The 12,914-nt window shown below is 49.7% G+C and carries 10 protein-coding genes and 1 pseudogene; 7 read left to right on the forward strand and 4 right to left on the reverse strand.

What is annotated here, in order from left to right; translation table 11 throughout:
• Positions 1-78: 78 nt before the first annotated feature.
• The 3 genes from BM082_RS14875 (at position 79) to BM082_RS14885 (ending at position 2,865) form a co-directional block, all read left to right on the forward strand.
• Entirely contained in the window at positions 79-870 is a 792-nt protein-coding gene (locus BM082_RS14875; protein WP_074927536.1) for an ABC transporter ATP-binding protein, read from the forward strand.
• A complete protein-coding gene (locus BM082_RS14880) occupies positions 870-1,835 on the forward strand; it encodes an ABC transporter substrate-binding protein (RefSeq protein WP_017015066.1) in 966 nt (321 codons plus the stop codon). Before BM082_RS14875 ends, BM082_RS14880 begins: the two co-directional genes overlap by 1 nt.
• 70 nt (positions 1,836-1,905) lie before the next feature.
• Positions 1,906-2,865, forward strand: a complete 960-nt coding sequence (locus BM082_RS14885; RefSeq protein WP_035014999.1) for a FecCD family ABC transporter permease — start codon at positions 1,906-1,908, stop codon at positions 2,863-2,865.
• Positions 2,866-2,989: 124 nt separating this feature from the next.
• Here BM082_RS14885 and BM082_RS14890 read toward each other — a convergent pair whose 3' ends face one another.
• The 3 genes from BM082_RS14890 to BM082_RS14900 all read right to left on the reverse strand — a co-directional run bounded on the left by BM082_RS14890 (position 2,990) and on the right by BM082_RS14900 (position 5,786).
• A complete protein-coding gene (locus tag BM082_RS14890; protein WP_017015068.1) occupies positions 2,990-3,679 on the reverse strand; it encodes a DUF1826 domain-containing protein in 690 nt (229 codons plus the stop codon).
• Positions 3,680-3,683: 4 nt separating this feature from the next.
• Positions 3,684-4,889, reverse strand: a complete 1,206-nt coding sequence (zigA, locus tag BM082_RS14895; RefSeq protein WP_017015069.1) for a zinc metallochaperone GTPase ZigA — start codon at positions 4,887-4,889, stop codon at positions 3,684-3,686.
• Positions 4,890-5,066: 177 nt separating this feature from the next.
• A complete protein-coding gene (locus BM082_RS14900; protein ID WP_017008976.1) occupies positions 5,067-5,786 on the reverse strand; it encodes an SDR family oxidoreductase in 720 nt (239 codons plus the stop codon).
• Positions 5,787-5,912: 126 nt separating this feature from the next.
• Between BM082_RS14900 and BM082_RS14905 the strand changes: the two genes are divergently transcribed.
• Positions 5,913-6,830, forward strand: a complete 918-nt coding sequence (locus tag BM082_RS14905) for a LysR family transcriptional regulator (RefSeq protein ID WP_017015070.1) — start codon at positions 5,913-5,915, stop codon at positions 6,828-6,830.
• A 295-nt stretch (positions 6,831-7,125) separates the two neighbouring features.
• Here the strand turns inward: BM082_RS14905 and BM082_RS14910 are convergent.
• Positions 7,126-8,007 (reverse strand): annotated as a pseudogene (locus tag BM082_RS14910) (DMT family transporter); the annotation flags it as partial.
• Positions 8,008-8,200: 193 nt separating this feature from the next.
• On the opposite strand from BM082_RS14910, the gene BM082_RS14915 reads away from it, so the two are divergent.
• The 3 genes from BM082_RS14915 to BM082_RS14925 all read left to right on the forward strand — a co-directional run bounded on the left by BM082_RS14915 (position 8,201) and on the right by BM082_RS14925 (position 12,875).
• Positions 8,201-9,106, forward strand: coding sequence for a LysR substrate-binding domain-containing protein (locus tag BM082_RS14915; protein ID WP_017015072.1), 906 nt, complete (start codon positions 8,201-8,203; stop codon positions 9,104-9,106).
• 227 nt (positions 9,107-9,333) lie between these two features.
• A complete protein-coding gene (locus BM082_RS14920) occupies positions 9,334-9,948 on the forward strand; it encodes a hypothetical protein (protein WP_017015073.1) in 615 nt (204 codons plus the stop codon).
• Positions 9,949-9,977: 29 nt separating this feature from the next.
• The gene (locus BM082_RS14925) at positions 9,978-12,875 is read left to right on the forward strand and encodes a methyl-accepting chemotaxis protein (RefSeq protein ID WP_017016136.1); all 2,898 of its coding nucleotides are present in this window, start codon (positions 9,978-9,980) and stop codon (positions 12,873-12,875) included.
• Positions 12,876-12,914 lie beyond the last annotated feature (39 nt).

Below are 12,914 nucleotides of genomic sequence, written 5' to 3' on the forward strand. Positions count from 1 at the left end.
GCGCCTAAGTGTTATGTTATAACATAACACTTAGGCGCTAATGCAATGATGCAAATGGATGAAATGGAACAACCCATAATGTCTGCCCGTGGGCTATGTGCCGATGGGGTTTCTGGCTGGCGAGCGGTAAATGATGTGACGTTCGACGTTTTCAGCGGCGAGTGCGTGGCCATTATTGGCCCTAATGGCAGCGGTAAATCCAGCTTGCTTAAAGCGATGACGGGCGAGCACCAAACCGTGATGGGCACATTAACGATCGCGGGCGTCAGCGTGAATGCACTGCCGAGGCAACAAATGGCAAAGACCGTAGCCGTTGTCGCGCAGCATGAGCATGTTGATCCTCGCTTGAGCGTCAGCGAATACGTTTGGCTAGGACGCGTGCCTCATACCTTTTGTTGCGGTAAGCGTGAGCATGAGAGGGCTGTTCGGCAAGCGCTTGAAGATGTCAGCCTTTCGCATAAAGCCGACCAACCTTTTGGCTCCCTGTCAGGGGGAGAGCAGCAACGGGCAAGTATTGCGCGGGCATTCGCGCAAGAGCCCAAACTCTTGCTGTTGGATGAGCCCACAAACCACCTTGATCACCTTGCCCGCCTTGAGCTGCTGACCTTGGTGAAACAGCGAGGCATTGCCTCTATTGCCGTCTTACATGATTTACCTCTGGTGACGCCCTTTGCCGACAAAGTGTTGCTCATGTCGAAGCAAAAAATGGTGGCTTTCGCGTCGCCCGACATCGTTATGCAAAACACATTTATTACGCCCGTTTTTGGCTTGAACGTTATCCCAATCAATCACCCACACATTAATCGCACGATTCATCACTTTGAAGCGGCGCAAACGCATTTTCATTCACCCGCAGTAGGAACCCTCTAATGAAGTTGTCTGTCATCTCGACGCTGTTCTTTTTTCTCTCACCTATCGCTGCAGTCAATGCAGCAAATACCAACTACCCGGTTACCGTCGATAACTGCAGCAGTCCACTGACCATTGAGAAGAAACCAGAGCGTGCTGTTTTTCACGATATCAACATGACCGAGATGGCGTTTGCGCTTGGGCTTCAGGAAAACATGGTCGGCGTAACGGGCATCTCTGGCTGGTACAAAATGTCACCCTCTTTTGAAAAGCGCTTAGGAAATATTCCTGAGCTCGCACCCAAATATCCTTCGTTGGAAACATTACTCGCGGCCAATACTGATTTCTTTTTCGCGGGATGGAATTACGGCATGAAGGTCGGTGGGGATGTCACGCCCCAGACACTTGCACCCTACGGTGTCGACACCTTGGTGCTGACTGAAAGCTGCATTCACACCGGCGATCAAAATGGCTCTGCCAGCATGGAATTGCTTTATGGCGACGTCATAAAGCTGGGGATCATTTTTGATAAGCAAGATGAAGCGCAAGCACTCGTCACCAAGTGGAAAGCCAAACTGAGTGCTTTGGCGAACAAACAGGCCAGTGCTGGTAAGCCTCCTCCGAACGTCTTTTTGTTTGACTCGGGCGAAGACAAACCCTTCACGGCGGGGAAATACGCCATGCCTAACGCCATGATTGAGGTCGCAGGGGGGCGCAACATTACGGATGACATGCCGACAAGCTGGGCGCGCACATCGTGGGAGAACGTGGCGCGTGCCAACCCTGATGTGATTATTCTTCTCGACTATCAAACGGCGAACGGCGCGGATTCCTTGAAGCGCTTTTTGGAAGAACATCCGCTCATGAAACACACGAATGCCGTGACTTCTGAGCGCTATGTAAAGCTGCGTTACGAAGAGCTGACGCCAGGGCCAGCCAACATCGAAGCCATTGAAAAGCTCTCAGATACCTTCTTCCCACAGTAAGGTGAAGGCAGCGTAACGCCGAATGAAAATCCAAAAATACCGGATGGCATGGCTGGTTGGCATCGCCGCCATGCTGTTCGCGTTCTCCATGAGTTTACAGTTTGGCGCCGTGCCACTGACGTGGAATGATGTGCTTGTCGGGTTGCTCTCTTTCAATGATGAAGAAATCAGCATGGCAAGCCGCATATTCATTGATTTGAGGTTGCCAAGGGCGTTACTTGCTGTGATTGCAGGGGCGGGCTTGGCCATGGTTGGCGCATTGCTTCAAACCGCGACACGAAACGACCTCGCCGATCCCTTCTTATTTGGTTTGTCATCGGGTGCATCTGCGGGCGCAGTATTGGTGATCACGCAAGTGGGGGATGCCCTTGGCGTGTGGTCATTGCCGATTGCAGCGTTCTGCGGCGGGATCATCTCTGCATCTGCAGTGCTTTTTCTGTTTTCGATGCAGAAAAAACGGGGCGACAACAACCTTGTTTTGTGCGGCTTGGCGATCTCGTTTTTGTTTGGTGCGGTCACCAGTTTTCTGATTTATTCCGGCGACCAGCGCGCAGCGAGTTCCATCTTGTTTTGGACAATGGGAGGCTTGGGGTTGGCCCGTTGGGATAACCTCTTTTTTGCCGCTGTTGGGGTACTGTGTTTGGTGGTATTGCTACTGAAACGGTATCGCGAACTCGACACTTTACTGGTGAGCGAACAAACCACCCATTCTCTCGGCATCAATGTGCATCGGCTACAAAGCGAAGTGTTTCTCTGCTGCGCTTTTTGCACCGCATCGATCGTTTCACTCACGGGCGTGATTGGGTTTATCGGGTTGATGGTGCCTCATCTCGTCCGCCCCTTTTCAGGCATGACACACAAGCTGGCACTTCCCTTAATTGCATTGTGGGGCGCGGTAATTTTGTTGCTGGGTGACGTTGTCAGTCGCACTGTGTTAGCGCCTCAAGAACTGCCCGTCGGCATTGTCACTGCTGCATTGGGCGGCGTGTTTGTTCTCTATCTGGTATGGCGAAAGCCGCTTGATCACTGATAATGAAAAACAGCCCCAACGGGGGCTGTTTGCGTTAGGCATGGGCATGGGCTTGGGCTTGGGCTTGGGCTTGGGCTTGGGGCCATATGCTTAAGGCTTTCTGGCTCGAACCCTACCTATTCCATTAATCTGCAAAATCGAGCGTTAAAAGCAGTCGGCTTTGGTCGGGATCCTGCGCGGGGGAGCGGTGCACGAGACCTGCTTCTTCGTTTCCTTCCCAGCTTTCTCCTTTGAGTAAGGCGACGTCAAAACAGTTGAGCTGTCGGATGTCTTCTGCATGCGCATATAGGCCAGACTCGCTATCCGGTTTCCCGTTACTTCCTCTGCCCAACTTCGTTTGATCAACCAGGTTATGCGGTAGCCATTCTGTCGCGATGTTTTGATACGTGGTGACCAAGCGGCACGGGACTTTGTCGGTGTGAAAACGCGGGCACATGGCTTTATCAATCACGGTTAATCGTAAACCGACTCGCTTGAGATCGAACAAACAGCAAAACATGTTTACCAGTAGTTCGATGTCATTAATCAGTGTTTGATGCACCACAAGATCGAGCGATTCTTCTAGGCCTTCACGCACATTGTCTGGTGTGACGTTGAGTGACACGCCGTAGTGAGGCTTTTCACTGATCAAGGCGCTAACCGCATGTTGAAGCGCCTCTGGAAGATCGCGCTCCCAAATCGCAATGTTGGTGTCATCACGGTAGATATCACCCAGCACGGTTGGATGTGGGCCTATCGCTTCTGTGCGTGTCAGTAGTGCCGTTGAATGATGTTCAGTGTCGCTCGTTTGAGTAGGGGAAATATCAGAATACATGTGGTCACTCCGCGGTAATAAATGGGTCGTTTACGCCTTGCCAGTAAGCGTGGCCTTTTGATAGTTCATCGTCGCTCAACAAGCACGCATCCAAATCAGCCATCATTTGCGCCTGATCTAACCCTTGCCCAATGAAGACAAGCTCCTGTCGCTTATCGCCGAAAGGCTCTACCCATTGTTTTTGGATTGATTCGAGGTAATCGCTGTCTGTCGGCCAATCTTCTTTTGGAACGGCTTTCCAAAAGAGTCCTGCTGCACCGTATCTCGCCATGCCACCCGCTTGGCTCCATTGCCATGCGAAATCGGGGTGAGACGCTAGCCAGAAATACCCTTTCGAACGCAGCAATTTCCCGTAGTTTTCGGTGCGATGAAGGAATTGATGGAATTTTTCAGGATGGAAAGGACGGCGCGCCAAGTAGCTGAAGCTGCCAATGTTGTACTCTTCCGTCTCGGGTATGTGTTCGCCGCGCATTTCCTTTAACCAACCCGGTGCTTGTTGGGCACGATCGAAATCAAAGAGACGGGTGTTCAAGATCGTATCAGTGTCTACCTTGCCTTCAGCAATCGGGATGATTTTGGCTTCGGTGTTGAGGCTCTTGAGGATGGCGATTAAACGCTGCAGCTCGTCGGGCGAGGCCACATCTGTTTTGCTGATCAGAATGACATCGGCGAACTCCACTTGATCGACAAGAAGATCGGCCACACTTCGCTCGTCCTCTTCGCCCAGCGATTCTGCCGTTTCGGTAAGATCTTTGGCTTCATCAAAATCCTTTAAAAAGTTGACGGCATCGACCACGGTGACCATGGTGTCGAGCTCGGCAACATCAGACAGTGACACGCCGTTTTCATCCGCGAACGTGAAGGTTTCAGCAACGGGAAGAGGCTCTGAAATGCCGGTGGATTCAATCACGAGGTAATCAAACTTTCCGCTGTTGGCAAGCGCAGACACTTCAATCAGTAAGTCTTCACGCAGCGTACAACAGATGCAGCCGTTACTCATTTCAACGAGCTTTTCTTGGCTGTGATTCAACGAGACTTGGTCTTTCACGATCGCCGCATCGATGTTGATTTCGCTCATGTCATTCACGATGACGGCGATTTTCTTTCCGTCTACGTTGTTGAGTAAATGGCTGAGAATGGTGGTTTTTCCGGCACCAAGAAAGCCAGACAGCACAGTGACTGGCAACTTATTTTGCACACTTGACGACATTGCTAGCGTCTCTTCATTATTTTTAGTTATGTTATAACATAACACAATGAACAAGACGGATCATCGCTACTCGCTGATCAAAACGCAACAAGGCACGATACGTATCAACGGTGAGCAACAGAACGAAAAAAGCCATCTTTTCAGATGGCTTTTTTGCTTAACCGACTTCCAAAAACCTTACGGCTGTTGGCGCGTCGCCGTTAGTACGATTTCACGGACACACACATTCTGTGGTTGGCTGTATGCGTAAGTCACGGCATTGGCAATGTCATCTGCCGCGAGGATGCCGCCCATGTCTTCTTTCCAGCTTTCGTAGCCCGCTTTGATTTCGTCACTGGTGGTGTGAGAAAGCAATTCCGTTTCTACTGCGCCAGGGGCAATGGTGATCACGCGAACGTTTGCTGCTGCCACTTCTTCACGGACGTTTTCAGAAATCGCATGTACCGCGAATTTTGTGCCGCAGTACGCCGCATGGTTAGGGAAGGTTTTACGGCCTGCGACTGAACTGATGTTGATGATGGTGCCGCTGTTGCGCGCAATCATTGGCGCTAGCACCGCTTGCATGCCGTTCATCAAACCCACCACGTTCACGTTAAACATGGTCTGCCATTCCGCCGCGTCTTGCGTTGCCATGTCGCCCAACAACATCACACCGGCATTATTAACCAGCAAATCCGCTTCGCCGTACATGGCTTCTGCTGCTGCGATTGCGTCATCAAAAGAGGCTTTATCAGTGACATCCACGTGTTTGCATAAGGTGTTTGGTAGGTTTAGGGCTTCTAAGCGATCAACACGGCGCGCAAGCAGTAACAGTGGATGGCCTTGCGCTGAGAATTGTTTTGCGATGGCTTCACCAATGCCTGAACTTGCACCTGTGATAACAACTAACTTTTTCATGTTCTACCTCGATCGGATTGTTTGTTTTTGTTATTGCGTTTTTATTGGGTGTTTCTTATTGAGGCTGCATTCTAAATAAGTCATGATTGTTGATATATATGTCACAATAAAACTCAGTGTTGTGTAATGAGCACCAATAAAGATCCATTGAATGACAACCTCAGTGATATCCGCGCGTTCGTGGCGATTGCCGAATCTGGCAGCTTTTCCAAAGCAGCAGAAAAGCTCGGTGCATCACGAGCGCACATGTCACGTCAGCTTAGTCAGCTTGAAAGCCGCCTCGGCGTTCAACTCATTATTCGTACCACCCGTTCTCAACGTTTAACCACCGCAGGTGAAGCCTTCTTTACACGTTGCCAAGCGGCGATGATGCAGATTGATGATGCCATTTCGGATGCCATTGATGATTCAGACCAATTGCGCGGTCGCATCGCGGTGAACTGTGTTGGGGGCATATTAGGGGAATCGCTGGTGGGTGATGTGATCCACCGCTTTTGTTTTGACCACCCTGATATTCATGTTGAACTGGATTTCAGCAGCGAGCGCGTTGATCTGATTGAATCCCGTTTTGATCTCGTACTGCGAATGGGCGCGCTGAATGATTCACGATTAATTGGCCGCTACTTGGGTGACATTGAAATCGGCACCTACGCAGCGCCGCATTATTTGTCGCTGCGCGGTCGCCTTGCGCACCCACGAGATTTGCAGAAACATGATTGTTTGACGGGATCGGTCACGCGTTGGCGTTACGTAAAAGTGGATGCGCATTCTCAGCATGTCGATGTCGACGTGAAAGGAAATTTACAATGTAAAAATGGCCATGTGCTAATGAGCGCATCGCTGCAAGGAAACGGCATTTGTCGACTCCCAGCGCTGTACTGTGAAAGCCATGTTCAAGCGGGCAGATTGGAGAACGTATATTCTGATTGGGAAGTGGAAAAAGTGCCGCTCTATTTGCTTTATCATAAAGACCGCCACCAGCCGAAACGACTAAAAGCCTTGATACAAAGGATGGTCACGGAAGTACCGCCTCAACTTTCTTAGGTGTTATTTTTTCTGAGATACCAAGAAAGTGAGTACATGCTTACTAAATTCAATGAGACAAAAAAAAGCCACGCTGTTTAGCGTGGCGTTTATCGCTTCTTACTGAGCAGGGTCACACCGCCCCAGTGGCTTTTTTCGAAGGGATGATGTGCTCGCCGTTTGATTCATCAGTATTCGACAAGGCTTCATCATCGGGTAACACGATGCTATCTGCCATTGCCGATTTTTCAGCCAACGCAATGTCATCATCTTCGGTGCGCATGTCTTCAGTGAGGCTGGCAAAGGTTGTCTCTGCCGCCAATGCTTGTGCTTTCGCTGCGCGTTTTGTTTTGCGCTTTTCGAGACCCGCAAGCCAGATAAGCGGTACAACGATCAACGAGGTTCCAACAATCATCAGCATGTCTGGCACTTCACCAAACATCACCAAGCCAACGCCAACCGCGCACACCAAGCCGCTGTATTCGGCGCTCGCAATTTTGCTGCTTTCTGCTGCACGATAAGCAATCACGCACGTGGCGGCGTACACCAGAATAAATGCGGTTGACCCGGATGCACGGAGGAACAAATCCATGCTAAACGGCACACCTTCGTACAACGCCAATCCTAACGCGACAGGAATACCAATGAGGTTATGCAGCAATAAGGTTTGCGGTACCGTCTGCTCACGCGGAATTTTCGGGATCAACAAGTTGTTCACCGCGAGCGTCACCGCCACGATCATCGCTGAAATCGCTGCCCAGCTAAGATCTGTCGGGCGCACCAAAAGCAACACACCGATAAAACCCACCACCGCCGCAATAATGGATGCCGTTGACAGTTTCTCACGCAAGAAAATCGCAGCCAACGGAAGCATGATCAAGGGTGCGGCATAGAAGATCGCATTCGCCGTTGCCAATGGCATGGTCGTTAACGCAATCACCGAAAAGAACACACCGACAAGCCACACGTGAGCGCGCAAGAAATGCCATTTAAGCCCAAGCGTCAGGTTTTTCTTCGGTGCCGTTAAACAGAAAGGAAGCAAAATGAGAACGGCAGACACCTGGCGAAACAGTGCAAATTGAAAGATAGCGCCATCAGCACCCCCTTCCATGGTTTTTACCAACGCGTCAGAAAACGTCGCGGCAAGATTGCCAATCACCAACAAGGTCATGGCCATCCCAACTGAAATATTACGCATGATAAAGGCTCCTGTTCATGTCGTATTTCCTCTCTCACGGTGTTGCGGCATTCAAAATAAAGGGCGTTTTGACGTGCAACCTCGCGAGAGTAAGGGCCAAAAGATCTAATCTAGATCACAGAACCGGCATAGTAGCGCGGGTTTATCATGACGTATAATGATGAATATTCGTTATTCATGAGTTTTTTAGATAATGAAACTTCCCCCACTTCGCGCTGTGCAATATTTCGATGTCGTTGCTCGACTGAATAGTTTTTCAAAAGCAGCGGATACACTGAACGTCACACAAAGTGCCGTGAGCCACCAAATTCGGCTACTCGAAGATTTTTTGGGGGAATCTCTGTTTGAACGACAAGGTCGCAACTTAGAACTGACGCCTGTCGGCCAGCGCTATTACGATGATGTCAGCGATCCCCTTCAAGCCATTAGCCGTGCGAGTCATCAAGTGCGTGAAGGGGAATCCGGCCAGTTACGTCTCGCGGTATTCAGCTCATTGGCCGTGAAATGGTTGATGCCACAATTGGCCGATTTTCGTCAAAAGCACCCTGAAATCGACCTTTCCCTCGAAATGTTTGCCGACCACCCAAACCTGTCAGACAAACTTGCAGATTGCTTCATCATCGATTTTGAACCGGGCAAAAACTACCAATACGATCTGCTTTATCACGAATACCTCTACCCTGTTTGTAGCCGCAAAATTTGGCAACAAATCAAAGACAAGCCCCTGCCAGAAGCCATGTGGGATTATCCCCTGCTGTCCGTGACCTCATTGATGGAAAACGATTGGGGGCAATGGTGCAGCTTGGGTGGGTTTTCATTGCCAAGCACGGCGAAGATTCATGCGTTTAGCCACATGCTGCTGGCGACAGAAGCCGCGCGCTATGAGCAAGGGATCACCTTATTGAATTATTACTTCATGAACGAAATCGACCGCGAGCAATTGGTGCGCATTCCCATGCACGAAATGCCCACGGGCGACAGCCTCTACTTTGTGTACAAAAAGCACCGTGCACGTCAGCCAGAGATCGTGAAGCTAGGTCGATGGTTACAGCAAATTTTGGCACAGGGTGAATCTCAGCCATCATCACCTGACAAGTAATACGCACAACGCAAAAGCCGTATTTTGACCATTTAATCCACCATCCTTGTCTCATCGCGAGACATCGCGCTTTCATTCTCTTTTGAGAGATGGCGTGAGATACGTCATTTCCAGACACACTCCCCCGCTAAACAGGCATTTACGTCAATCCTGACTAAACTTATTTATGAGCCATTTTTCTTATATGTGAGTCTTTCTATCCACTAACCGACAGGGCGATACGACTGATGATGCCAGTACCGTCAACATTAACGAATTTCGCCCTTCCTGCCATGCAGAAAATCACACGTTTACTGGTTGGTGCGCTCCTGTGTTTTTTCTCGATGTTTCCCTCGGCGACATTCGCCGACACCCACAAATCGGAATACGGGTATTCCGATTTGTACGGCGAGCTCACACCCTCCCAAGTTTATGAATTAGTGAAAAACATCGACGCGCTGGTCATGCGTTATGCGCAGAAACACCGCCCTCAAATAGTTAACGCGTTACCGACCGACCCCATTCGAATGTCCAACTACACACCCGAGCAGGTCTTCGTCGCACTGCTTGCACTGAGCGACAACATCGACAGGTTTCTGCAAGCCAATCATCTCCCTCTGATCAAACGCATCGAACGAGAACAAAACAACGCCATTCCCGCAGAAGTCTATTTGCAAGCAGGTTTATGTTTAGATTCGCTGATTATGGCGATGTCGCGGATAGAAAACGGCAAATCGTTTGGCGATTTTTACGCGTTAAAAGAAAGCGACAAAACAAAAACACCCTCAGACGTGTATGCCCTTGTTGATCTTGTTCATCGAAAATTGTTCGTGTTGCTCGACGCCGGTTCACAGCAGCAGTAACCCCTTTACGGAAAAGGTAAGAAACAGTGATGAGACTGCCTATTTTACATTTAACCATTGGTAAGCGTCTGGTATTGGGGTTTGGCTTGGTCCTCGCCATCATGGGGTCTGCCATCATCTTCTCTAACAGCCGAATGGCCGAGTTGCAGCGTGTTGAAGACAACCTTGTGAATGACACGTTTCCCACAAGCCTTGCTGGCAGTGCCTTGATGGGAGAAATCAACAAGTCACTTGCCGTGTTGCGTGGGTATCTTGTGTTGGGGGATGTCAGCTTAATTGCCGAAAGACAAAACGTGTGGAAGAACATTGACGCCCAAGTTGCCATTTTGAAAGCCAACGAGCTTTCACGAATTGAAGCGGGCTATCAAGACGTATTGTTTGAGCTTTCGAAGACACTTCAGCAACTTCGAGCGGCACAAGATGAAGCGGAAAACATTGCACATTCTGTGGATGAGCAACCCGCCACCAAGATTTTCGAGAATGAAACCTTACCTGAAATCACTCGCCTGCTCGCGACACTCCGACAACTTACCACCATAGAACAGACATTGCCTGCCACACCAGAACGCAAGAAAATGTTGGGGCATTTTGCAGAAACCAGTGCGTCATTCTCCCTCGCCCTTTCTTCTGTTCGCTCTTACCTGCTCAGCGGTGACCCGTTATTTAAAGCGGGCTACTTGCAACATTGGACAACCAATAGTACGAGTTTTTACACCATAGAAGATAACCAACATTTGCTGACGTCCGAACAGTTAATGCTCTTCAATCAATATGCACGTCAACGTGCTCGCTTTTCTCCCTTGGTCGAACGTATGTTTGATATCCGTGATTCCGAACGCTGGAACATGTCGCAGTACCTGGTGGGGAGCAAAGCCTCGCCAATTGCTGACCGTTCACGGGAACTGGTACAGCAAATGATCGACATTCAAAACGTGGCGCTACAACAAAACGTCAACCAGCTAAAAGCGTGGAACGCCTCTGTCGTTATGGTGCTTAGGCTATCAGGTATCATTGGGTTGTTGATTGGCGCCGTGATCGCCTTTGTGATCACACGATCGGTTGCGAGGCCATTACTCGGCACAACACGCCGACTCGAAGACATCGCCAAGTCTGGCGACTATTCAGTGCGCTTGAGAGTGCGTGGCAATGACGAAATAAGCCAATCAGCCGCGGCATTCAATTCCTTAATGGATTCGACACAACGCGCGCTGAGCGAGATGAACAACGTGATGAAGCGCCTATCCGAAGGCGATTTGAGCGTCAGAGTCAAAGGGGACTATCGCGGCGATCTCCTCGCCATTAAAGCACTGACAAATACCTCGCTCGACAACATTGAACAAGCAGAAGCTGCCAAGCTCGCCTTCGAAAAGAAAGCAAAGAAAGTCGCCGAAGAAAATGCGCAAGTACGCCAGGCGCTAGACAGCGCATCAAACAACATCATGTTGGCCAATGTCGACAACATCATTATTTATCTCAATGAAGCGGCGTATCAAATGCTGCGTGATAACGAACGGGATTTCTCCAAAGAAATACACAACTTCGATTTGAAAAACGTGGTCGGACAGTCCATCGACATGTTCCACAAAAAACCAGCGCACCAGCAATATATTCTTGCTCATATCGATGAATCTCATCGCAGTGAATTCACGGTGGGCGATAAAGTGATGGCCGTAAACGCTGTACCGATTTTCGATACAGACAAGCACCGTATCGGCACTGTGATTGAGTGGAAAGATCGCACCGCCGAAGTCGCTATCGAACGGGAAATTGACGCCGTTATCGTGGCAGCATCACGCGGGGATTTTAACCAAAAGCTGACCATGGAAGGCAAACAAGGCTTCTTCTACAACTTGGCTGAAGGGCTAAATACACTCACTCGCAACGTTGAAGCATCATTGGAAGACATGCAGACAATACTCGCCGCAGTGGCACAAGGTGATCTCACTGAACGCATGGAGAAAAAGTACGGTGGCAGCTTTGCCGCACTGAAAAAAGACACCAACCTGACCATTGATAAGCTGACCGAAGTGATCAGCAAAATCCGTGAAACCGCAGGCACCATATCAGCCTCATCACGAGAGATCGTGACAGGAAATCAAGATCTCAGCGCCCGTACCGAAGAGCAAGCAACGTCATTGCAAGCCACGGCCACCAGCATGGAAGAGATGACGGGCACGGTGAAGCAAAGTGCTGAGAATGCCCTCGCAACAAAAATGGTGAGCATGAAAGCACGTGAAAAAGCCCGCGAAGGCGGCCATGCGATTTCACGTACCATCAGCGCGATGGAAGAAATCAGTGCAGCCAGCGATGAAATTGGCGAGATCATCGGCGTGATTGACGAAATAGCCTTCCAAACCAATTTGCTCGCGTTAAACGCCGCAGTGGAAGCCGCACGTGCGGGTGAACAAGGCCGAGGGTTTGCTGTGGTAGCAGGCGAGGTGAGAAACCTTGCACAGCGCTCAGCAAGTGCGGCAAAAGAAATCAAAGAACTGATTCAAGCCAGCAACAAGAAGGTATGTATCGGCTCTGATTTGGTGAGTGAATCAGGCAAAACCCTCACCGAAATCGTTTCTATGGTGGAAGAGGTCGGCAGCAAGATGGAAGACATCAGCGATGCTGCGCAGGAGCAAAGTATCGGCATAGAACAAGTGAATTTAGCCATCACACGCATGGATAACGTGACTCAACAAAATGCCACCTTGGTGCAGCAAGCCACCACAGCCAGCGAGAACATGTGGATCCTGTCCCAAGACATGACAGAAATGATGGCCTTCTTCGACCTGCTTGAAGATAACCAGCGACACAGGGAAGGTCAGTACTCAGAAAATGACGTTGAGGAAAATGGCTTCTTTGATGACGAAGATGCAAAACAGGGTTCGACCATTGATGACGACGATGATGAATTTGAATGGGAAGAGCGAAGCTAGAAACTAGAAACTAGAAACTAGAAACTAGAAACTAGAAAC

The sequence above is a fragment of the Enterovibrio norvegicus DSM 15893 genome (genome assembly GCF_900115495.1).
In the GTDB taxonomy this organism is placed as follows: domain Bacteria; phylum Pseudomonadota; class Gammaproteobacteria; order Enterobacterales; family Vibrionaceae; genus Enterovibrio; species Enterovibrio norvegicus.